This window comes from Kribbella sp. NPDC004536, assembly GCF_042873835.1.
Classification (GTDB): Bacteria; Actinomycetota; Actinomycetes; order Propionibacteriales; family Kribbellaceae; genus Kribbella.
In genome coordinates this window covers 244,011-265,513 of sequence record NZ_JBIALY010000003.1, presented here as the reverse complement: position 1 = coordinate 265,513, position 21,503 = coordinate 244,011, and the positions used below count along the sequence as shown (strand labels likewise).

Here is a 21,503-nt window from a genome sequence, read left to right as displayed (position 1 = left end):
TAGTCGTGAGCACTACACCGGTGAAGGTGGCCGTTACCGGGGCCGCGGGGAATATCGGTTACAGCCTGCTGTTCCGGATCGCGAGCGGTGCCCTGCTCGGGCCCGACACCCCGGTGGAGCTGCGGCTGCTGGAGATCACCCCGGCGCTGAAGGCGCTCGAGGGCGTGGTGATGGAGCTCGACGACAGCGCGTTCCCGACGCTGGCCGGGATCGAGATCGGCGACGACCCGAACAAGGTCTTCGACGGCGTCAACGTCGCGCTGCTGGTGGGTGCGCGGCCGCGGACGAAGGGCATGGAGCGCGGCGACCTGCTGGAGGCGAACGGTGCGATCTTCACCGTCCAGGGCAAGGCGCTGAACGACCACGCCGCGGACGACGTCCGGATCACCGTCACCGGCAACCCGGCGAACACCAACGCGCTGATCGCGAAGAGCAACGCGCCGGACATCCCGGCCGAGCGGTTCTCGGCGCTGACCCGGCTGGACCACAACCGGGCGCTGGCGCAGCTGGCGAAGAAGGCCGGCGTGCACGTCACCGACCTGAAGCGGATGACGATCTGGGGCAACCACTCCGCGACCCAGTACCCGGACATCTTCCACGCCGAGGTGGCCGGCAAGAACGCGGCCGAGGTCGTGAACGACCAGGCCTGGCTTGAGAACGACTTCCTCCCGACCGTGCAGAAGCGCGGCGCCGCGATCATCGAGGCCCGGGGCGCGTCCTCGGCGGCCTCCGCCGCGGCCGCCACGATCGACCACACCCGCGACTGGCTGAAGGGCACGGCCGAGGGTGACTGGACCTCGATGGCGGTCGTCTCGGACGGTTCGTACGACGTCCCGGAGGGCCTGATCTCGTCGTTCCCGGTGACCACGAAGGACGGGAACTGGGAGGTCGTGCAGGGCCTGGAGATCAACGAGTTCTCCCGCGGCAAGATCGACGCCTCGACCGCCGAGCTGGGCGAGGAGCGCGACGCGGTGAAGGACCTCGGCCTGATCGGCTGACAACACCCACAGAAGGCCCCCGGGAACCGATCCCGGGGGCCTTCTGCTGTTCTCACCGCAGGCCGTACGCGGCGATCACCGTTTGCTTCGTGGTGTTCCCAGCCGCGTCAGTCGCGGTGGACCGCAACGAGATCGACGAGCCCGCCGGGGTCGGGAAGATCGCCTGCCCGCCGGCGACCTGTGCCTGGCGCCAGGTGGCCCCGCCGTCACCGGAGTACTCGATCTTCACCTTCGGCACCCCGTGCGCGTCGAACGGCAGTACCGTGACCGGCTTGCGCGTCGCCTTGTTGTTCCCGTCCACGTCCGGCCGGAAGCCGACGGTGTGGATCGGGATGCTCGTCTGGTCCGCGAAGGACGTGAAGGTCGCCTCCACGTCCATCCGGGTCGAGAACGGCCAGAGCGCTTGCGTACCGGTCGTGACGAACTTGTACGACGCCTTGCCGGCCGGCTGATTCGCGACCTCGGCGAATCCGAACCGGTCCGTCGACCCGACCTCGGTCCCGTCCCGGTACAGCTTGGTGCTGCCCGTCGTCTGCGTCCAGCCGAAGTGCCCGTCCGCGTCGGTGAGCGAGTACAGCGAGATGCCGAGCGCGCCCCCGGACCGCGTCGCGTAGTTCACCGCCGGCACGAAGGCAGCCGCGTTCCACCGCTCCCGGTAGTGCCGCCCGGCCTTGTACGGCAGCGACTTCCCCTCCATCGACCACCTCCCGAGCGGGAAGGGCGAGCCGTCGGCGTCCTCCTCGGTCATGCCGCCGAACCCGTACGACGTTTCGTCGACGTAGTAGCGGATGGTCCGCGGCGGGTCGAGGCGGATGACCCGGGCCCAGCCGCTGCTGCCCCACGGCCCGGTCGGGAACAACATCTTGAACATCCGCTCGCCGTCCGCGGAGTTGACCGTCGCGTCGACGGTCGCCAGGTCGGACTGCTTCACCAACCGGTCGAACCCGGTCGGGAAGTCGCCCGGGAAGTAGTTCGCGATCCCGTACAGGTACGGCGTGTTCGTGTAGAGCCCGTCCGCGCCCGGGATCCCCCACTGCGACGTGACGTGCCCGACGAACTGGTCCGCGGACAGCTTCGGACCGGCGTTGTAGGTGAACACCGTGCCGAACGGGAAGTTGGCCGCCTCGTACGAGTACGGGGCGATGTGGGCCTGGGGTGCCAGGTCGAACCCGATCGCCGTGTTCGCCTCCTTGGCGGCCGGATCCGGCAGCGAGGTGGTGACCGCCCGAGCCTTCCGTGCGTCCAGTACGACGGTCTGGTCCGCGGTGAGCTTCACGCCCGGTGCCACCAGCAAGAACGAGATCCAGTCGTCCGGGTGTTGCTCGAACTCCTGGTACATGTGGAGCAGGTACTGACCCTGCGGCAGCCGCACGGTCACAGAGCCGTTCGCGTCCGGCGCCAGGTTCGCGTACTGCGGGTTGTCGACGCCGACGAGCGAAACAGGAAAGTCGGGGTCCGGCTTCCCGTCGCGCGCGATCGTCTTGACGGTCAGGTTGTACGTCGGCCCTTCCTTGTTCACCCCGACCGGTACGACGACGGTCTCGCCGCCACCGGTCGCGGTGATCCGCCCGCTGTACAGCCCGTCCGCGCCGCTGAGCTTGGTGTCCGACGTCGCCTGAACGGACGCCGTACCACCGGCCGGAACCGTCACCGAGTCCGCGCTCAGCTTCAACGCACCGGCCGGAGCCGCCGCACCGCCCGGGCCGGTCAGTACCGAGGTCAACGACAACGTGACGGCGGCATCGCCGAGGTTGCGGAACGACACGTCCCGGGTGACCGGCTGGTCGTCGTTGTGCGGAAACTCCGCGCGGCCGAAGGACACGCTGCCCGGCTCCGAGATCACGCTCTGCTTGATCGCCGTGGTCAGGTTGATCCGGCCCGCGCCCTGCTGGAACGAAGTCTGATCCACCGCGACCTTCGCCGACCCCATCAGCGCGGCCTTCACCTCGGCAGGCTTCCAGTCCGGGTGCTCCTGCAGCAGGATCGCGGCAGCGCCGGCGACGTGCGGCGTCGCCATCGACGTACCGGAAAGCCGCAGGTACTTGTCGCCGACCGGCTCACCGATGATCGAGTTCTTGGCCTTCGCCGCGACGATGTCGACGCCCGGCGCGGTCACGTCCGGCTTCAGCGCGTCGTCCCCGGTTCGCGGACCGCGGCTCGAGGTGTCGGCGAGCTGGTCCTGCTTGTCGACCGAACCAACGGTCAGCGCAGCATCCGCGCTGCCCGGCGACTGGATGGTCCCGTCCCCCGAGCCCTCGTTGCCTGCGGCAACTACGAACAAGGTCCCGGTCTGGGCGGTCAGCCTGTTCACCGCCTCTTCGACCGGGTCGAGCTCCGGCGTGTCGGCACCGCCGAGGCTCAGGTTGACGATCTTGGCTTTGACCTCGGTCGCGGCCCACTCCATGCCGGCCAGGATCGCCGACTCCGCGCAGCCGTCGAGCCCGCAGATCTTGCCGTCGTAGATCCGCGCGTCCGGCGCGACACCCTTGTACTTGCCGTCGGACGCGGCGCCGGTACCGGCGATCGTGGACGCGACGTGCGTACCGTGCCCGACCAGGTCGTCGGCGGACTCGGTGGTGAAGTTCTTCTCGCCGGCGAGCTGCGGCGCGAGGTCGGGATGCGTCGCGTCGACCCCGGTGTCGAGCACCGCGACCGAAACGCCCTTGCCGGTGTATCCGGCTCGCCAGGCGTCGGGTCCACCGATCTGTGGCACCGACTGGTCCAGCAGGACCTTCCGCTTCCCATCCAGCCACACCTTGCTGAACCCGGCAGAGCCGAGGAAGCTCTTCGCGTTGCTCTTGCTGATCTTCATCGCGGCGCCGCTGATCGACGGCAGCTGCCGCGTGACCTTGGCGCCGGCTGGTACGGCGCGTTTCGCGGCGGCGTTCCCGCGGTACGTCGTCAGCACCGGGATCGTGCTCGTCGACGCGTCGTCGTACCCGTCCCGCACCAGCTCCGCGACGTCGAACAGCCGGCGGTCGATCCGCCCGCTGCCGACGTCCTTGACGACATCGGCGGGCAGTACGTACGCGTGCCCGCGGCTGCGCTGCTTGAGGAAGCCGACGTGCTGCCGGCCGGCGCCGGGCTCGACGCTCAGCTTGGTGATGGCACCACCGGGCAGCAGCACCCGGTCACCGGTGATCAGCGTGACACTGACATCTTTGGTGTTGTTCTCAGGGGCGGACGGTGCAGCCTGCGCCGGTGTCAGCGCGCCGGCCGCGAGGCCCGCGACCGCCAGGACGGCGATCGCGGGCACTGCTCTGCGCCTGGATCTCGAACTCACAGGGCCTCCAGAAATCGGTTGTCTGCGCACCCTCTAAATGCCGAAACCGATCTCCGGGGTTGCATGGTCAGCGCAACAGGTAGGCCTTCTGCACGGTCAGGTCCGTTCGGTTCCCGGCGCCGTCGACCAGCTGCGAGCGCAACGAGACCGACGACCCGGCCGGTGTCTCGAAGATCGCCTTGTACCGGCCGTGCCCGATCGGCGCGACCGCGGCGTCGTGCCAGGTCTTGCCGTCGTCACCGGACACCTGGACCGTCAGCTTCCGGATCGCCGGCAACTGCTCGCCGTCCTGCGGGTCGACCACGACCGGCAACACGGTGATCGGCCTGCGGACAGCCTGGTTGTGGTCGTCCACCTTCGGCTGGAAACGGATCCCCACCAACGGCAGCCTGGCCGGCTCGGCACTCGCTGCCGACGTGAACGTCCAGCGCAGGTCCATCCGGGTCGAGGACGGACCGGCCGACTGCGTCTGCGTGGATTCCAGCGTGTACGTCGTCTTCGCGGCAGGCAGACCGCTCGCCTCGATGTAGCCGAAGTACGGCGAATCAGCGACGACCTTGCCGTCCTTGATCAGCTTGCTGGACTGCGAGTCGGCGGCGATGAACCCACGGTTCCCGTCCGCGTCGCTGTGCCCGGACGCGGACAGGTACAGGTCCCCACCGGTACGGACCGCCTGGTCCGGCGCAGCCGTGAACGCCGCCGCGTTGAACCGTTCGCGGTACGGCTTGCCTGCCCGGTAGCCCTTCCACGGCGACAGCAGCATGCTCACCGTCTCCGGGAACGGGTTGTTCGGGTCGGCGCTCGGGATCACCTCGTCCACCTCGGACTGCCAGGTGGCCGGCTTGGCGTCGGCGTACAGCGTCGTCGTCAGCGGCGCCTTGCCGTACGTCAGCCCGATCGCCCAGCTGCCGCTCATGCCCGGCGCGACCCCCTGCACGATCCGCTGGAGCGGGTGATCGCTGGTGGCGTTGACGGTCTGCTGGACCGCGGCCTGCTCCTTCGCCCGCACCGCTCGCACGAACCCGGTCGGGAAGACGCCCGGGAACGTGTTCACCTGACCGACGACGTACGGCGAGTTGGCGAAGCGCCCGTCCGCGTCCGGCTTCGCCCATTGCGAGGCCACATGTGAGGTCAGCTGCGCCGCCGGCAGGACAGTGGATCCCACCTGCGCGCTGTACCTGTCGTCGAAGCCGAACGACAGGCCCGAGTAGCCCAGGCCGTACGCGCCGTCGGCGGACGCGCGGTCGAACCCGATGTCGGCGAGGGCCGCCTTCGCACCGGCCTGCGGCACGGTCACCTTGACCGGCTTCGCCGTCCGGGCGTCGAACACCACCGTGGTGTCCTTCGTGAGCTGGATCGACGGCTGTACGAGGTCGTAGCTGGCGTCGGAGTTCTCGGCGTACTGGTTGTTGGTCACCAGGTACTCGCCCTTCAGCAACCGCAGCTTGAGCGTGTCGCTGCCGTCACCGATGAACTGGAACAGGTCCTGGCTCAGTCCGAGCAGGCTGCCGATGAACTCCGTCGGCTTGCCGTCCGTGCCGACCGCCTTGAGCGTCAGGTTGTAGCTCTCCTTCTCCTTCTCGACGCCGATCGCGGACGTGACGCCGACGTCGCCGCCGGTCGCGGTGATCCGGCCCGAGTACAGGCCGTCGGCGCCGCTGTGCTTGGTGTTCGACGTCGCCTGCACGGCGGCCGTACCGCCCGCCGGAACCGTCACCGTGGTCGCGCTCAGCTTCAGCGCACCCGTCGGCGCGGCGGAACCGTCCGGACCGTTCAGGTTCGCGGCCAGCTTGAGCGTGACCGCCTTGGCGCCGAGGTTGCGGTACGTCAGCGTCCTGGTGACTGGCGTGTCGTCGCCGTGCGGCCACACCGCCGTACCGAAGGAGAGGTCGCCCGGTTCGGCGATCACGGTCTGTTTGATGCCCTTGGCAACATCCACCCGGCCGGCGCCCTGCTCGAACGCGGTCTGGTCCGCGGCCGGCTTGGCCGAACCCATCAGCGCGCCCTTCAGTTCGGCGGCCTTCCAGGTCGGGTGTTCCTGCGCGAGGATCGCGGCCGACCCGGCGACGTGCGGGGTCGCCATCGACGTACCGTCGAGGCGCAGGTACTGATCGCCGACCGGCTCGCCGATCACCGAGTCCTTCGCCTTCGCGGCGACGATCGAAACGCCCGGCGCGCTGATGTCAGGCTTCACCGCGCCGTCACCGATCCGCGGGCCACGGCTGGAGAAGTCGGCCAGCCCGTTCTGCTTGTCGACCGCGCCGACGGTGAGCGCGGAGTCCGCGCTGCCCGGCGACCCGATCGTCCGCTCGCCGGGTCCGTCGTTGCCGGCCGCGATCACGAACAGCGTGCCGGTCTGCGCGGTCAGCCGGTTCACGGCCTCCTCGAGCGGGTCGATCCCCGGGGTGTCGGTGCCGCCGAGGCTGAGGTTCACGACCTTCGCCTTGATGTCCTTCGCGGCCCACTCCATCCCGGCGAGGATCGCGGAGTCCTGGCAACTGCCGCCGTCGTCGCAGACCTTGCCGTCGTACAGCCGCGCATTCGGCGCGACGCCCTTGTACTTGCCGTTCGACGCGGCCGCCGTACCGGCGATCGTCGAGGCGACGTGCGTGCCGTGGCCGAAGTGGTCGCCGTCCGGGGAGTCGGTGAAGTTCTTCATGCCGACGACCTGGGTCGCGAGGTCGGGATGCGACTTGTCGATGCCGGTGTCGAGGACCGCGACGGGGACGCCTTTGCCGGTGTAGCCGGCCTTCCAGGCGGTCGGTGCGCCGATCTGCGGGACCGATTGGTCCAGCGTGACCTTGCGCTTCCCGTCGAGCCAGACCTTGTCGATGCCTGGACTGTTCAGCACCCTGGCGTCCTTGGTCACCGTCAACGCGGCGCCGTTGATCACCGGCAACTGCCGCGCGACGGTCGCGCCCGGGACGGCGGACCGCTGCTGGGCCGTTCCCCGGTAGGTGACGATCAGCGGCAGCGTGCTGCTGCCGTACCCGTCCTTGAGCAGCCCGGCCACGTCGAACAGCCGGCTGTCGAGCCTCCCCTCGGCCAGTCGGCCCCGGACGTCCGACGGTATGACGTAGAGGTGGCCCCGCTCGCGGTACGAGCTGAACGCGACCTTGGTCCGGCCGGCGCCGGGGGTGATCGACGCGCGCGCCGGGTCCCCGCCCAGCAGCGTCACGCGGTCGCCGGTGATCAGCGTGACGCTGCGGTCCGGCGACTTCGACTTCGGGTTGGCGGCCGGCGGTCCGGCGGTTGCTTGGCCCGGGGCGGACAGCCCGAGCCCCAAAGCGGCGATCGAGGCGACGGCGGCTACGCCGAGGCGCCTCGATCGTGGTGTGGCTACCACGATGAGTCCCTCCCGATCGTTGTCCTCACATCAGGTCGCGCTAGACCACTTACAGAACGCAGCCGCGCGACCACTCACCGGTAGATGTCCGGACCCGACCGAAAGGTTGCCAGAACCTGCTGCCACGGCAGGTTCCTGCCTGACTACTTTCCGCTACGGAGCCACAAGAGTGGTGGACTGCCCGGCCGCAGCGAGCGAGGCAGCGACGAAACCGGACGACTTCAGCTCGTCGATCAGGTCACTGAGGTACGCGACCGTCTCCTCGCTCTTGTCCTTCGTCGTACCGACGGCCTGCTGGATCTGCATGAACCGCTCGTCGATCATTCTCAGATCGGGGTTCTCGGCGACGTACTGCGTGATCGGCTGCCGGATCCCGGCCGCGACCTCGAGCCCCTCGGCGCGGAAGACGTCCACGCCCTCGGCACCCCGGACGATCTCGGCGTGCTGCAAGGTCCTCGTCAGGTACAGGTCGTACGCAGAACCCTGCTTGACGCCGATGCGTACGCCGGGCGCGTCCACCTCGGCGACCGTGCTCAGCTCGGAGTCCTGCGGTACGGCGAAGACGCCTTCGATCACGACGTACGGCGACGTGAACGCGACCTCGGCCGCCCGGGCCGGCTCGATCGCGAGGAAGCAGAGATCCGCCTGGCCGGTCGTCAGCGCCTCGAACGACTTGCGGGCCGCGTCGAAGCAGACCAGCTCCAGCGGCAGCTCGAGCCGCTTGGCCAGCTCGCGCGCGATGTCGACGGTGATCCCGGCCGGCGCGTCCGGCGTACCCTGCGCGAGCACCGGATTGCCGAGGTTGATCGAGGCACGGAGGACACCGGTGGGCGCGAGGTCGGCGGCAACAGTCGTCATAGCCGCGACCTTATCCAGCTACCCGGGCCGCGACCGCCGACGACTGACGGATCTCGTCAGTCGTGCAGCATCGACGCGGCGGCGCGTGCCGCGGCCGCGAGCTCGTCGTCCTTGGCCGGCGCGAACACGGTCGTCGTCGGCGTCGGGTGCGCGCGCAACAGCCGGCTGCGCTGCCAGGTCGGTGGATGCTCCGCGTCGCTGCGCCCGTTGCTCGCCTGGTCGACGCGTACCAGCCGCGCGAACTCGTGGTCGGGGATCTCGGCAGCGGTACGACGCAGCACGTCGAGCGGATCCGCGGCGCGGTCGAATCGAACGGATCGCTCGAGCGCGCGCAAGCAGATGCCTGCGAGGAGGACCCGTTCGAGCGAGGCCGCCGTCGGTTCGGAGCCGACGTGCTCCGCGACCCGGCGGTCGATCCGGTACTCGCGACGCTGGCGGCCGGCCAGGTCCAGGCGGTGCAGCAGGCGGTGGTACCCGCGGATCGGCGGGCCGAGCACGGCGCTGCCGAGCTTGACGAGCCAGCTGTGCAGGATCTGGTCGTCGCTGCCCTGCCCGACGATCAGACGGCGTACCGCTCCTGGGGACGGAGGACGCTCCAGGTCGGGAGGCCGATCCGGAGCGTACGGCGGTACCGCCATCCGAGCCGGTCGATCGCGATCCGGGTGTCGGTGGTGACCACGACGTGCTGCAGCTTCGGTGTCCCGGTCTGAACGGCCAGCCGATCGAGTACGCCCTGGAGCTCGGGCGCGCCGGTCACCGTCTGGGCGTTGCCAGGCAGGCGGGTGACGCGCGGGCGGAAGATCGCGGTGATGACGAACAGGACCGCCGCGAACGGCGCCGCGAACCAGATCGGGCGATAGAACGCGAGCAGGGCGATCCCGCCGAGCAGACCGGGTAGCGGTACGAGCAGGACCGGCAGCGACAGCAGGAAGGCACCGAGCGAACGCTCCGGCCCGGACGCCGGCCGCTCGGCCAGCGAGTCGGCAAGCTTCCGTTCCCGCTCGAGCTGCCAGGCCGGCTCGTACGGCGCAGGAGCCGGTTCCAGGTTCCACCCGCAGTGCCGGCACCAGACGGCGTACCGCCGATCCGCCGGCAACGGCCGGCTGCACTGCGGGCAGTCGACCGCACTGTCCATCGTCATCCCGCCAGGATGCTGGCGCTTGGGGGCATCGGGCCAGTTTTTGCAGAGACATTGTGTAAGTCGGTGGGTGGTCCTACTGTGTGGCGCAGGAACCGTCCGATGGGGGTGTTATGAGGCGTCGGAGTTTGGGGCTGCTGCTGGCCGGAGCGATGGTCGTACCAACGACTCTCGCGGTGCCGGCGGAAGCGCACGAGAGCAAGCGAGTGGTGGGGTACTACACCAACTGGAGCGGGTACGGCCGGAACTTCCTGGTCAGCGATCTGGTGAAGAACGGGTCCGCGGCCCGGCTGACCCAGATCAACTACGCGTTCGGCTTCGTCGACGCCCAGGGGAACTGCACCAGCAGCGATCCGTGGGCCGACTACCAGCGGCCGTTCACCGCCGAGCAAAGCGTGAACGGCAAGGCCGACGAGCCCGGACAGGTGCTCAACGGAAACCTCAACCAACTGAAGGAACTCAAGCAGAAGTACCCGAAGCTCCGGATCAGCATCTCGCTCGGCGGCTGGACCGGCTCCGCGCACTTCTCCGACGCGGCCCTCACACCGGCGTCCCGGGCCGCGCACGTGAAGTCCTGCATCGACCTTTGGCTGAAGGGGAATCTGCCGGGACTTCCCGCCGGTGCCGCGAAGGGAATCTTCGACGGTGTCGACCTGGACTGGGAGTGGCCGGCCAGCGACGGCAACCCGGGCAACGTGATCCGCCCCGAGGACAAGCAGAACTTCACCGCGCTGGTGCACGAGTACCGCAAGCAGTTGGACCGGCTGCCGGGACGACGGCCGAACCTGACCGCGTTCCTGCCGGCGAACCCGGCGATGATCGACCGTGGGTTCGAGGTCCGGCAACTGTTCAAGGACCTGACGTTCGGTTCGACCCAGGGGTACGACTACCACGGTCCGTGGGAGAACCTGACGAACCAGCAGTCCGCGCTGCGCGGTCCGGCAGGCGATCCGACCACGCCTGAGTTCAGCTCGCAGGTGACGATCGACGCGTACCTGTCCCGGGGCGCGCCGCGGGACAAACTGGTGATGGGCGTGCCGTTCTACTCGCACGGCTGGACGGGCGTGACGAACCAGAACCACGGGCTGTTCCAACCGTCCACCGGTCCGGCGCCGGCGACGTTCGAGGCCGGTACGGACGACTACCGGTACCTGAAGGCGCAGTTGGCGAACTACACGGTCTATCGCGACGATCGCGCCGGCTTCGCGTGGCTGTTCGACGGTACGACGTTCTGGACCTGGGACGACCCGGTCGAGATGGCGCGCAAGGCGACGTACATCTCGCGGCGGGAGCTCGGCGGCGCGATGATCTGGTCGCTGGACGGTGACACTTCAAATGGGGAGCTGATCTCGGCGTTGCACCGTAACCTTCGGTGAGTGGATCTCAACGTTCTCCAGGATCGATTCGGTGCCGACGGCGCCTCGGTGGTCCAGGTCGGACATTCCGAGGCGACCGTCGTCCGGTTGTCCCGCGGGCCGGAACGCCTTTACTACAAGGCCGGTTCCGGAGTACCGGTCGAGGCCGACCGGCTGGCGTGGCTCGGGTCGACCGGGTTCCCGTGCCCACGGATCGTTGACCGCGGCGACAACTGGCTGCTGACGACCGAACTGCGCGGCCGGGACGCGTCCCAGGACTGGCCGGCCGCCGACCGCCCGGCCGTCCTCGCCGCGCTAGCCTCCGGTCTGCGCGCGCTGGACGAGCTGACCGACTGCCCGTTCAGCTCCCCGTTCCCCGGCGCCGGTTCGGCCGTGACCCACGGGGACTACTGCGCACCGAACGTCTTCATCGACCCGGAGTCATTGCGCTTCGCGGGCGTCCTCGACCTGAGCCGCCTCGGCACCGGCGATCGGTACGTCGACCTCTCCCTGATGTTCGGGAGCCTGCGCGGCAACCTGAACCCGCAGTACGGCGGACCGCTCGCGGCACGGCGGTTCGTCGAGTTGTCCGGCGGCGATCCGGACGATCCGCGGATCGAGCACTATCTCACCGTCGACATCGACGACTACTTGCCCTGATACGCCCTTCGGTAGGCACTGGGCGTGGTCTGCAACGCGGCCCGGAACCTCCTGCGCAGATTGGTCGCCGACGACAACCCGACCTTGATCGCGATCGCATCCACCGACAAGTCGGTCTCCTCCAGCAACACCCGGGTGCGTGCGATCCGCTGCGCCAGCAACCACTGCCCCGGCGAAACCCCCAACTGCTCCCCGAACCGCCGAGCCAACGTCCGCTCAGAAACGTTCCCCCGCCGAGCCAACTCCCCCACAGTCAGCGGTTCCCCGAGCCGCTCCCCCGCCCACTCCAACACCCCACCCAACCCCTCCCCACCAGCCCCCGGCCCACCCACCCCACCAAAACCCGACGCGGCGCCCCCACCAGAACCTGAGGCAGCGACCCCACCCACCCCACCAGAACCTGACGCGGCGCGCCCACCAGAACCTGAGGCAGCGGCTCCTCCCACCCCTGCATCATCCAGTTCTGGGCTCTCGGAGCGGTACTGCAGCTGACCACCTTCGCGATGCGGCGGCATCACCATCCGCCGCGCAACCCTCGCCGCATACCCCGCCCCAAGATCCCGCCGCACCAACTCCAAACAAAGATCGATCCCGGTCCCCGACCCACCACTCGTCGCCACATCCCCGTGATCGATGTACAGCACATCAGCATCCACCCGCACCGCCGGAAACCTCCGCTGCAGCTCATCGGCATACCGCCAATGCGTAGCCACCCGCCGCCCGTCCAGCAACCCAGTTGCCGCCAGCAAGTACGCACCCGAGCAGATACTGACCAACCGAGCACCCCGCCGATGCGCCCGCCGGAGCGCCCTGAGCACAGCCGCCGTCGGCTCACGACTGATCGGCAACCACCCCGGCACCACGATCGTGTCCGCGCGATCCAGCGCCCGCAGCCCCGACGTCACGACCATGTCGAACCCCTCGGTCGTACGGACGTTGCCCGGCACCTCGGTACACACACCGAATCGGTACGGCGGATCGCGGAACACCACCGCCGCACACCCGAACTCGAAGCTCGCCTGCGGCGCGGTCACCAGCGCGACAACCCGATGCATGGCAGAAAAGTACCGCACAGAGACTATCCAGACACTGGGTACGACCCTGTGGACAACCAGACAATCGACCCATGGAAACCTACGAATGGGCGTCGCTGCACGACGCTCCGGTCCGCGAACTGTTCCCCGGCATCCGCCTCAGACCGCTCTGGTCCGGCGAAGTCGCCAAGGCGTACGTCCTGCAGATGGATCCCGGCTCCAGCTGGCAAGGCATCGACGTCCACGACCCGGGCCCCGAGGAGGTCTTCGTCGTCGACGGCACGTTCAACGACGGCGAACGCGACTACCCGGCCGGTTCGTTCATCCACGCCCCGGCCGGTTCGTCGCACGTCCCGCAGTCGACGACAGGCTGCACCCTGTTCCTCTTCTACCCCGAGGGCTGAGTCAGGGTTTGTTCAGCTGCACCACGTTGAAGTCGGTACCGGGCGGCGCGCCGGGCCCCAGCGGCGGCGGGAAGCCGAGGTCGAAGCGGGCGTTCACCAGCGCGAGCCGGTGACCGTCCGCGCCGATCGCCGTCGGCACCCGGAACAGCGCATTGGTGGTGACGCCAACGATCCGCCCGGTACTCAGATCCGGGGCGAGCTCGATCTTCACCAGCTGATTGGCGAAGTTCTGCACCACCCACAGGATCCGGCCGTCGAGCAGGATGCCGTCCGGCGTACCGGGCGTGAGCGCTCCGCCGGTCAACGGAAGCGGCCGGCTCGAGCCGGTCCGTGGATCGACCAGGTACAGCGCGGCCTGCGACGAGTGCCCCACGATCAGCACGTGCCCGTCGCTGGGCGCCGCGATCCCGTTCAGGTTCGGGAAGTCGCCGATGAACGCCGCGGGACCGGTCAGCGGAATCGTCCGCGGGCTGCCGATCCGGCCACCCGGCCCGATCGGGACCTGGTAGAGCACCGGCCGGAACGAGTCGGTGAAGTACGCCGCGCGGTTGGTGACCATCACGTCGTTGATCAGCGTCCCGGCACCGGTACTGAGGACGAGGTTCGCCAGCGTGGACCCGTCCCGGGTGCTGTATACGTATGCATGGCCGCCGAAACCGCCCGCCACCCACAACCGCTGCGCGGACGCCTCGACCTTCATCCCGGTGGCCGAACGTCCAGGCGGCGCATCGACGAAGACCGCACCCTTCCCGGACCGCAGACTGCCCCGGTAGATGTCACCAGTGGTGATCGACCCGGTGTAGAACGTGCTCTCCGGACCGACGGCGAGACCCTCCGGCTGGAAGTCGTTCGGCAGCGCGATCGACGCCGGGAACGGCGCGGCCGCGGCGACCGTCAGTGCCACTGCGGACACGATCAGCGCAAGTTTCCTGAACATGACGACACCCCCTGAATCCCCTTGTTTTGAAGGTAGATCCGGGGGTGTCGGTCGTCCAGAGCAACTACTCGGTACTACGCAGTTCGGTCGGCGCGCCGTGCACCGCGGGGATGCTGCCGAGCTTGCCGGCCTGGAAGTCCTCGAAGGCCTGGATCACTTCGGCGCGGGTGTTCATCACGAACGGCCCGGCCATCGCGATCGGCTCGCGGATCGGGCGGCCGCCGATCACCAGTACGTCGAGGTTCGGTTCCGCCTGCGGCTGGGTCGTGCTCGCGGCCGTACGCAGCACGTCACCCGGGCCGAAGACCGCCAGCTGACCCTTGCGGATCGGCCGCCGGTCGGCGCCGGCCGTACCCTGGCCGGCCAGCACGTACACGAGCGCGTTGTAGTCCGGCTGCCACGGCAGCACCAGCTCGGCGCCCGGGCTGACCGTAGCATGCACCAGCGTGATCGGGGTGTGCGTCGACCCCGGGCCGTCGTGCCCGTCGACCGTGCCGGCGATGACCCGGATCAGTGAGCCGCCGTCCGGCGTGGACAGCAACGCCGAGTCACCACCGCGGATGTCCTGGTAACGCGGCGGCGCCCACTTGAGCGCCTTCGGCAGGTTCACCCAGAGCTGGATGCCGTGGAACAGGCCGCCACTGACGACCAGGTGCTCCGGCGGCGTCTCGATGTGCAGCAGGCCGCTGCCTGCCGTCATCCACTGGGTGTCACCGTTGGAGATGACGCCGCCGCCTCCGTTGGAGTCCTGGTGCTCCATGATGCCGTCGAGCATGTACGTCACGGTCTCGAAGCCGCGGTGCGGGTGCCACGGGGTGCCCTTCGGCTCACCCGGCGCGTACTCCACCTCGCCCATCTGGTCCATGTGGATGAACGGATCCAGGTCGCGCAGGTCGACCCCGGCGAAGGCGCGCCGTACTGGGAAGCCCTCGCCCTCGTAGCCGCTCGGCGCGGACGTCACCGACTTCACGGCGCGCTCGTGCACCACGGCAGGGTCCTGCGGGCTGATCCGGGGCAGGACGGTGATGTCGCTGACGGTCACGGCGGGCATGCTGTGCTCCTCGGTGGTCGGTAGTTCAAGAATAAACTATCTCCTCGAACCACGGCAAGATCGCGGGCATTCCCGGCTCACAGCAAGCTCCCAGCCGGCGCCCAGGGTCGCGGGAGTCCCAGTTGGCACCGTCGTAGACGCAAGCCGTCCGCGAACTGGAGACGATCATGACAACGCTGCTCGACAGACCCACCGCAAAGGACTTCGCCGAACCACCGACCCGGCCACCCGGGCGACTCCGGCGGATGCTGCGTGGACCGGCCGCACAGGCGGCGTACGTCCGGCCGGCTGCGCTGGCGATGCTCGTCGGTACGGCCTTCCTGTATCTGTGGAACCTGACCGCATCCGGGTACGGCAACAGCTTCTACGCGGCCGCCGTGCAGGCCGGGACGCAGAACTGGAAGGCGTGGCTGTTCGGGTCGCTCGATGCGGGGAACGCGATCACGGTCGACAAGCCGCCGGGCGCGCTGTGGGTCGCGACGGCGTTCGCGCGGGTGTTCGGGTTCAACAGCTTCACGGTGCTCGCGCCGCAGGCGTTCATGGGAATCGGCGCGGTCGGGCTGCTCTACCTGACCGTTCGCCGGGTCGCGGGACCGATCCCCGGGCTCGTTGCCGGTAGTGCGCTGGCGTTGACGCCGGTTGCCGTACTGATGTTCCGATTCAACAACCCGGACGCGTTGCTGGTGTTGTTAATGGTGGCCGCGGCGTACTTCGTCGTACGGTCACTCGAGAAGGCTTCGGCGCGGTGGCTGGCGCTGGCGGGCGTCGCGATCGGGTTCGCGTTCCTGACGAAGATGGGGCAGGCGTTTCTGGTATTGCCGGCGTTCGGGCTGGTGTACCTGATCGCGGCGCCGACCTCGTTGCGGAAGCGGTTGCTGCATCTCGTTGGTGCTTTCGGTGCGGTGATTGTGAGTGCGGGGTGGTACGTCGCGCTGGTGGAGTTATGGCCGGCGTCGAGTCGTCCGTACATCGGTGGGTCGACCAACAATTCACTGCTGGAGCTGGCACTCGGGTACAACGGGCTCGGGCGGTTGCTCGGCGGCTCCGGCAACGGTGGTGGGGGCGGTGGCGGTGGTGCCGGCGGGAACACCGGGTTCGGTGGGAGCACCGGGATCACCCGGATGTTCGGCGCTGCGTTCGGTACCGAGATCTCCTGGTTGTTGCCTGCGGCACTGATCGCGCTGGCCGGCGGTCTTTGGGTACGGCGGCATGCGCCGCGGACCGACCTCCTGCGCGCCGGACTTGTCCTGTGGGGCGGCTGGCTGCTCGTGACCGCGGGGGTCTTCAGCTTCATGAGCGGAACGATTCACCCGTACTACGCAGTCGCACTCGCACCGGCGATCGGCGGTCTGGTCGGCCTGGGCGCGTGGATCGGGCGCAAGCACCGGTGGTTGCTCGCGGCAATGGTTCTGCCTACTGCGCTGTGGGACTACGAGCTGTTGACGCGGACGCCGACGTTCGCGCCGTGGCTCAAGTACGCGATCGTGGCGGCTGGTGTCCTCGCCACCCTGTTGCTCCTCCTCGGCCGCGGCATCCGCCGGTCCTTCCCGGCGGCGGTCCTCGCAGTCACCATCGCGCTGGGCCTGGGCAGCACGGCCTACGCCACCTCCACCGCCTCCCACCCCCACAACGGCTCCATCCCCACCTCAGGCCCCACCACCAGCACCACAGGCGGCGCCAGCACCCGAGCCGGGATGGACGGAACCCCACCCTCCCGCACCGCCACCAGCACCGGGGTGGGCGGCACCAGCTCCGGCTCTGCTGGTGCGGGGAGTTCGGAGGTCGGTGGGCCTCAGGGTGGTGGTGGAACGGGTGGTGAGTCAGCGAACAGCGAACTGACTGCTCTGCTCTCGAAGACCACGACGACTTGGGCCGCCGCGACCAGCGGCTCCCAGTCCGCCGCCTCCCTCGAACTGGCAACGGGCAAACCCGTCATCGCCATCGGCGGCTTCAGCGGCACCGACAACGCCCCCACGCTCGCCCAGTTCAAGCAATGGGTGGCCGAGGGCAAGATCACCTACTACATCTCCGGCGGCCAATCCGGCGGCGGCCCCGGCGGCGGCACCACCTCGGCCGCAACCCAAATCCAATCCTGGGTCGAGTCCACCTACACCGCCACCATCGTAGGCAACACCACCGTCTACAACCTCACCTCCTGACCGCCCGGCCGCCCCGCCACCACTCAGCAACCCTCCGCACCCACCCGGCTCGGGCAGCTGTCACGGCTGCGGACCGCAGCCGCGGCGAGGTTGGTGAGTGGTGGGCGTTCGGGGCGTCGCGATCATGGCGGTTCCGCTGGCTCGTGTCGGGCCGGTGCGTCTGCGTCGGCCCGGGGGCTCGGGACGTCGGGGGTGGGTGGGGGAGCTCGGCGTGGGAGACTCTTGCCGTGACGGCGCAGATTTTGGATGGCAAGGCGACGGCAGCCGCGATCAAGGACGAGTTGAAGGTCCGGGTTGCGAAGCTGGCCGAGCAGGGTGTGGTACCGGGGCTCGGCACGATTCTGGTCGGCGACGACCCGGGCAGCCGCGCGTACGTGGCGGGCAAGCACCGCGACTGCGCCGCGGTCGGGATCTCCTCGATCCAGGTCGAGCTGCCGGACACCGCGACCCAGGACGAGATCGCCGCGAAGGTTCGGGAGCTCAACGAGAACCCGGACTGCACCGGCTTCATCGTCCAGCTCCCGCTGCCGAAGCACGTCGACACGAACACGATCCTCGGGCTGATCGACCCGGCGAAGGACGCCGACGGTCTGCACCCGGTCAGCCTCGGCAAGCTGGTCCTCGGGCAGGACGGCCCACTGCCGTGTACCCCGAAGGGCTGCGTCGAGATCCTCCGCCGGTACGACGTACCGATCGCCGGCGCCCACGTGGTCGTCGTCGGACGAGGCGTCACCGCAGGCCGCCCAATGGGCCTGCTGTTCACCCGCCGGAGCGAGAACGCCACGGTGACCCAGTGCCACACCGGTACGAAGGACCTGGCCGCGGTCGTACGCACCGGCGACATCGTGATCGCCGCCGCGGGTTCGGCCGGCCTGATCACCGCGGACATGGTGAAGCCCGGCGCCGTACTGCTCGACGTCGGCACCAGCCGCAGCGCCGAGGGCAAGATCGTCGGCGACATCGACCCGGCGGCCCGCGAGCAGGCGTCCTGGATCGCCCCGATGCCCGGTGGGATCGGCCCGATGACCCGCGCGATGCTCCTCACCAACGTGGTCGAGGCCGCCGAAGCGAGCCTTCCCCGGTGAACCGGGCCAGCACGAGAGGCGTGACGTGCTGATGGCCGGCGAGGCCCAGCGCCGCAGCCAGTGGCCGCTGGCGTTGACGCTCCTGGTCGCCCTCACCGGCCTGGTGGTGATCTGGTTCTACAACTGGCGCAACGGCGTACTGGTCTTCGCCGCCTCCGCAGGCCTCGCCGCCGTCCTCCGCGCCACCCTCTCCGACACCGCAGCCGGCCTCCTCCGCGTCCGCGGTCGCATGTTCGACACCGCGTTCCTGTTCCTCACCGCCATAGCGATCGCGGTGCTAGGCCTGATCGTCCCCAACTAGATGGCAAACGGAGCGGGGAGCACCAGTCGGGCGTTGCGGTCCGCGGCCGTTCCACGGCGGTGATTGCCCGCGGAGACAGCCCCGCCGTACGTCGACTGCCAGTCGTTGGAGGCCAGCTCTCTCGCCAGCGACGCAAGGTTCGCCGGCGTACTCAGATCACCGCCGTACGAGACAGGGGCATCCGCGTCGATCATCGTCGTGTACATGATCAGCTGGTCGCCGGCTGCGCCCAACTCGATGACGCGACTTTGTTGCGGCCAGTCGATGTGTGACGCAGTGTTGACCTCCCAGAAACCACCAGGGATCAGCGATCCGGTCGCACGAGAATGCGCGGTGATCTTGTTTGCATGCGTGTGTCCGTTGGCAATCAGCACAACGTTGGGGAAACGCAGGAGGAGCCGGCGCAGTTCGGTGCCGGAATACCGCGTCGTCCAGTCGAAAACGCCGGTGCAGGTGTTTCCCATCGACGACAACGTGTGGTGACAGAACACAACGATGAGCTTGTCCTGGACAGATTGGTTCACGACAACGCCGTCCGAGCGTAGGTACCGCGAACTGGATGCCTTGAGCTGACCTTCCAGCCATGCCCATTGATCTTCGTCGACTGATCCGTCTGCTCCACCGTGCGGATTCGTCGTGTCCAGAACCACGCAGCGAATGGGCACGTTGCCTGCAGACTGTTCGAAAGCGTAATAGGCACGAGAGGTACCGGTCGCGAAGCCGTGCCCATGCGGCAGACCACTGGTGTTGAAATGTTCTTGGACGAACTGGCGGCGGTCGAGCAACCTCCGAGCCGGGTCAGCGGTAACGGTTGTCACGGCAAGATCGCCTTCGACCAACTTGAGTACCACATCAAGGTAATAGTCGAAACCCGGATCGTACTGCGCTGCCAAGGGATATGAGGTCGGCTTGGTTCCACTGGTTGCCAACCAGATCAGCGGATCACCTGGGCCTATGTCGATCGGCGCATTTCCTTGCACGAGGGCGTCATGGTTCCCGTACGCCGCATACCAAGGCATCGACAAACCATGGCCTGTGAATGCACGGCGCGCGGCGGAGAGCAAGCCACCGACGACGGGATAGCCCAGCCCGATCCGAAGATCTGGCAAGCCACCGGCGGGCGGACCTCCTGGATGCCAGTACCGCCTGTCGTAAGGTAAGCGATAGCCCGAAACGGATTCGTCCAGCGCACTCCCGCTGTTCGGAACGACAGGCTCGCCGTCGAGCAGATCGATGTACCACCGGGTTTCGTTGTACTGGCAATTGTCCGTCATGTCCCCGGTCACCACGGTGAACGCAAGTGGCATCTGAGTCACCGGCCCCGCGCCCAGATTCGCAATGGCTCGGCACATCGCGTCCACGGTGTGCAACGTCAGCATTTCGTTCGGCCGATAGGCAGAATCGAAGAACGAGTAGGACGCCTGGTACGGATCGCCTGGGTCGGCGCCGCGGTCCAGGAATTCCACCCGGGCCGGTGACTGATCATCGACGATGTGGAGGTCGCTCATCTGAGCGAAGGCAAGCAGTGGCCGTGCAGTTGTTGACGGCGGATGGCCGACCAAGTCCAGACGAACCAGCTGCGGCTCGCCAGGCCCTTCGGCGACAGGGCCGTACGATGTCGAGTCCGCCGTGCTTCGGTGCAAGGTCCGATCGAGCGTTGTGAGTTGGACGGTCCGGGTCGCTGCCTGTGATCGGACCGGCAGCGATGTCGTTGCTCCGATAGCGCTGACGCCGGCCACCCGTAGGAGATCACGCCGTGACAACTTCATCTACGCCTCCCTGGTGGGTGAAGGTTCGATGCAGGGGTAGGGCCGACAGTCGGAGCCCGCGCTGATCTACGACTGAGGCAGAGCTGAATCGTGCGCCGGACCTTCAGCCGGATTTCAGCTCGGCTTCAGCGGACCTCGTGCAAATGGGTAGTCACGGGAGTACCAATCGTGATCGGCGAGGTGCTGCGCTATGAATGACCGATTGTTCGATCCACGATGGCGAGGACGTCCCGGACGCCTCGACATCTCGTACGCGACACTCACAGATCAACGAACCGGAACCGGACTCTGGTTTCACCGCCAGCTGAGTGCTCCGACCGGGGCAGGCCACCCGACCGTCCATGGATTCGCCGGGATATTTCCACCGGACGGCAAGCCTCGCGTCGAGCACTTCGGCCCCGTCCAGTGGGGCGCCGGTCTCGAATGGCCAATGGCGATGGGCAAGCACTCGTTGTCGGGCACGGTGAACGACATCAGCTGGTCGCTCACATGCCACCCACAAGGCCCTCCGCTGTACACATTTCCGGCCTGGTCCTGGCGAGGCGAGATTCTTCCGGCCACCCACATGGTGCCGATTCCGGCCGGGAGTTTCAGCGGAACCGTCGACGTCGGCGGCGAAACGCTCGTGCTCGAAGACGCGCACGGAGCTGTAGGACGTATCTACGGGCGGGGCATGGGCCGCAAGTGGGCGTGGCTCCATGCCAATCTCGGCTACGGCGACGCCCTGGAGGTGGTCGCGGCTGTGTCGAATCACGGGCCCTTCCGCCGACTGCCTGCGATGGGATTCAGCCGGCTGCGACTGGCCGGCAAGGACTGGCCCACACACGGGCTGCTGGCGGCCGCCCTCAGAATGCGCGCGGACATCGAGCTACCGACGTGGACGGTGATCGGACGCATCGGCAATCGCCGGCTCACGGTGACGGTTCAGCTGCCTGCCGAGGAGGTCCTTCAGGTGCCGTTCCGGGACCCGGACGGCACCGAAGGGGTCTGCCACAACAGCGAACGAGCAGATGCCGAGATCAAGCTCGAGTCCAGGCGGCGAGGCGCGTGGACGACTGAGCGCCGTTGGTCACTGCAGAAGACGGCCCACGCCGAGGTGGGCCTTCGCTACGAGCAGGAGTGAGG

The 21,503-nt window shown here is 68.3% G+C and carries 17 protein-coding genes; 8 read left to right on the top strand and 9 right to left on the bottom strand.

Features of this window, described 5'->3' with window-relative positions; genetic code table 11:
* Positions 1-5 precede the first annotated feature (5 nt).
* Positions 6-998 (top strand): malate dehydrogenase, encoded by a 993-nt coding sequence (locus ACFYRU_RS26420; protein ID WP_387663255.1) that lies wholly within the window; start codon positions 6-8, stop codon positions 996-998.
* 52 nt (positions 999-1,050) lie between these two features.
* Here ACFYRU_RS26420 and ACFYRU_RS26415 read toward each other — a convergent pair whose 3' ends face one another.
* From ACFYRU_RS26415 to ACFYRU_RS26395, 5 genes are all read right to left on the bottom strand, one after another.
* Entirely contained in the window at positions 1,051-4,281 is a 3,231-nt protein-coding gene (locus tag ACFYRU_RS26415; protein ID WP_387663254.1) for a S8 family serine peptidase, read from the bottom strand.
* 67 nt (positions 4,282-4,348) lie between these two features.
* On the bottom strand, positions 4,349-7,627 hold the full coding sequence (locus ACFYRU_RS26410; protein ID WP_387663253.1) for a S8 family serine peptidase: 3,279 nt from the start codon (positions 7,625-7,627) through the stop codon (positions 4,349-4,351).
* A 153-nt stretch (positions 7,628-7,780) separates the two neighbouring features.
* Positions 7,781-8,485: a transporter substrate-binding domain-containing protein gene (locus ACFYRU_RS26405; RefSeq protein WP_387663252.1), complete on the bottom strand. Its 705-nt coding sequence runs from the start codon at positions 8,483-8,485 to the stop codon at positions 7,781-7,783.
* Positions 8,486-8,541: 56 nt separating this feature from the next.
* Positions 8,542-9,123, bottom strand: a complete 582-nt coding sequence (locus tag ACFYRU_RS26400; protein WP_387663251.1) for a hypothetical protein — start codon at positions 9,121-9,123, stop codon at positions 8,542-8,544.
* Positions 9,045-9,626: a hypothetical protein gene (locus ACFYRU_RS26395; RefSeq protein ID WP_387663250.1), complete on the bottom strand. Its 582-nt coding sequence runs from the start codon at positions 9,624-9,626 to the stop codon at positions 9,045-9,047. The genes ACFYRU_RS26400 and ACFYRU_RS26395 overlap by 79 nt, the downstream gene beginning before the upstream one ends.
* A gap of 110 nt (positions 9,627-9,736) precedes the next feature.
* On the opposite strand from ACFYRU_RS26395, the gene ACFYRU_RS26390 reads away from it, so the two are divergent.
* Positions 9,737-10,999 (top strand): glycoside hydrolase family 18 protein, encoded by a 1,263-nt coding sequence (locus ACFYRU_RS26390; RefSeq protein ID WP_387663249.1) that lies wholly within the window; start codon positions 9,737-9,739, stop codon positions 10,997-10,999.
* The gene (locus ACFYRU_RS26385) at positions 11,000-11,638 is read left to right on the top strand and encodes a phosphotransferase (protein ID WP_387663248.1); all 639 of its coding nucleotides are present in this window, start codon (positions 11,000-11,002) and stop codon (positions 11,636-11,638) included. It abuts the gene before it with no gap.
* Here ACFYRU_RS26385 and ACFYRU_RS26380 read toward each other — a convergent pair.
* Positions 11,626-12,693, bottom strand: a complete 1,068-nt coding sequence (locus tag ACFYRU_RS26380; protein ID WP_387663247.1) for a GlxA family transcriptional regulator — start codon at positions 12,691-12,693, stop codon at positions 11,626-11,628. The genes ACFYRU_RS26385 and ACFYRU_RS26380 overlap by 13 nt on opposite strands.
* A 71-nt stretch (positions 12,694-12,764) precedes the next feature.
* Between ACFYRU_RS26380 and ACFYRU_RS26375 the strand changes: the two genes are divergently transcribed.
* Positions 12,765-13,076, top strand: coding sequence for a cupin domain-containing protein (locus tag ACFYRU_RS26375; protein ID WP_387663246.1), 312 nt, complete (start codon positions 12,765-12,767; stop codon positions 13,074-13,076).
* A 1-nt stretch (position 13,077) separates the two neighbouring features.
* Here the strand turns inward: ACFYRU_RS26375 and ACFYRU_RS26370 are convergent, their stop codons facing one another.
* Both ACFYRU_RS26370 and ACFYRU_RS26365 read right to left on the bottom strand, forming a co-directional pair.
* Positions 13,078-14,013: a hypothetical protein gene (locus tag ACFYRU_RS26370; RefSeq protein ID WP_387663245.1), complete on the bottom strand. Its 936-nt coding sequence runs from the start codon at positions 14,011-14,013 to the stop codon at positions 13,078-13,080.
* A 64-nt stretch (positions 14,014-14,077) separates the two neighbouring features.
* Positions 14,078-15,064 carry a pirin family protein gene (locus ACFYRU_RS26365; RefSeq protein WP_387663244.1) on the bottom strand — a complete coding sequence of 329 codons (987 nt, stop codon included), beginning with the start codon at positions 15,062-15,064 and terminating at the stop codon, positions 14,078-14,080.
* A 167-nt stretch (positions 15,065-15,231) separates the two neighbouring features.
* Here ACFYRU_RS26365 and ACFYRU_RS26360 point away from each other — a divergent pair, with 167 nt between their 5' ends.
* The 3 genes from ACFYRU_RS26360 (at position 15,232) to ACFYRU_RS26350 (ending at position 18,609) form a co-directional block, all read left to right on the top strand.
* The gene (locus ACFYRU_RS26360; RefSeq protein ID WP_387663243.1) at positions 15,232-17,223 is read left to right on the top strand and encodes an ArnT family glycosyltransferase; all 1,992 of its coding nucleotides are present in this window, start codon (positions 15,232-15,234) and stop codon (positions 17,221-17,223) included.
* A 227-nt stretch (positions 17,224-17,450) separates the two neighbouring features.
* A complete protein-coding gene (locus ACFYRU_RS26355) occupies positions 17,451-18,308 on the top strand; it encodes a bifunctional methylenetetrahydrofolate dehydrogenase/methenyltetrahydrofolate cyclohydrolase (RefSeq protein ID WP_387663242.1) in 858 nt (285 codons plus the stop codon).
* Positions 18,309-18,339: 31 nt separating this feature from the next.
* Positions 18,340-18,609, top strand: coding sequence for a DUF3017 domain-containing protein (locus ACFYRU_RS26350; protein ID WP_387663241.1), 270 nt, complete (start codon positions 18,340-18,342; stop codon positions 18,607-18,609).
* On the opposite strand, the gene ACFYRU_RS26345 is transcribed toward ACFYRU_RS26350, so the two are convergent.
* Positions 18,606-20,378, bottom strand: a complete 1,773-nt coding sequence (locus ACFYRU_RS26345) for a TIGR03767 family metallophosphoesterase (RefSeq protein WP_387663240.1) — start codon at positions 20,376-20,378, stop codon at positions 18,606-18,608. The two genes, ACFYRU_RS26350 and ACFYRU_RS26345, sit on opposite strands and share 4 nt — an antisense overlap.
* A gap of 190 nt (positions 20,379-20,568) precedes the next feature.
* Here ACFYRU_RS26345 and ACFYRU_RS26340 point away from each other — a divergent pair, with 190 nt between their 5' ends.
* A complete protein-coding gene (locus tag ACFYRU_RS26340; protein WP_387663239.1) occupies positions 20,569-21,501 on the top strand; it encodes a hypothetical protein in 933 nt (310 codons plus the stop codon).
* Positions 21,502-21,503: the final 2 nt, after the last annotated feature.

Coding starts and splice junctions, on each gene's coding strand:
- ACFYRU_RS26405 (WP_387663252.1), bottom strand. CDS start 8,485: ATGACGACTGTTGCCGCCGACCTCGCGCCCACCGGTGTCCTCCGTGCC.
- ACFYRU_RS26400 (WP_387663251.1), bottom strand. CDS start 9,123: ATGGCGGTACCGCCGTACGCTCCGGATCGGCCTCCCGACCTGGAGCGT.
- ACFYRU_RS26395 (WP_387663250.1), bottom strand. CDS start 9,626: ATGACGATGGACAGTGCGGTCGACTGCCCGCAGTGCAGCCGGCCGTTG.
- ACFYRU_RS26390 (WP_387663249.1), top strand. CDS start 9,737: ATGAGGCGTCGGAGTTTGGGGCTGCTGCTGGCCGGAGCGATGGTCGTA.
- ACFYRU_RS26380 (WP_387663247.1), bottom strand. CDS start 12,693: ATGCATCGGGTTGTCGCGCTGGTGACCGCGCCGCAGGCGAGCTTCGAG.
- ACFYRU_RS26375 (WP_387663246.1), top strand. CDS start 12,765: ATGGAAACCTACGAATGGGCGTCGCTGCACGACGCTCCGGTCCGCGAA.
- ACFYRU_RS26370 (WP_387663245.1), bottom strand. CDS start 14,013: ATGTTCAGGAAACTTGCGCTGATCGTGTCCGCAGTGGCACTGACGGTC.
- ACFYRU_RS26365 (WP_387663244.1), bottom strand. CDS start 15,064: ATGCCCGCCGTGACCGTCAGCGACATCACCGTCCTGCCCCGGATCAGC.
- ACFYRU_RS26360 (WP_387663243.1), top strand. CDS start 15,232: ATGACAACGCTGCTCGACAGACCCACCGCAAAGGACTTCGCCGAACCA.
- ACFYRU_RS26350 (WP_387663241.1), top strand. CDS start 18,340: ATGGCCGGCGAGGCCCAGCGCCGCAGCCAGTGGCCGCTGGCGTTGACG.
- ACFYRU_RS26345 (WP_387663240.1), bottom strand. CDS start 20,378: ATGAAGTTGTCACGGCGTGATCTCCTACGGGTGGCCGGCGTCAGCGCT.
- ACFYRU_RS26340 (WP_387663239.1), top strand. CDS start 20,569: ATGAATGACCGATTGTTCGATCCACGATGGCGAGGACGTCCCGGACGC.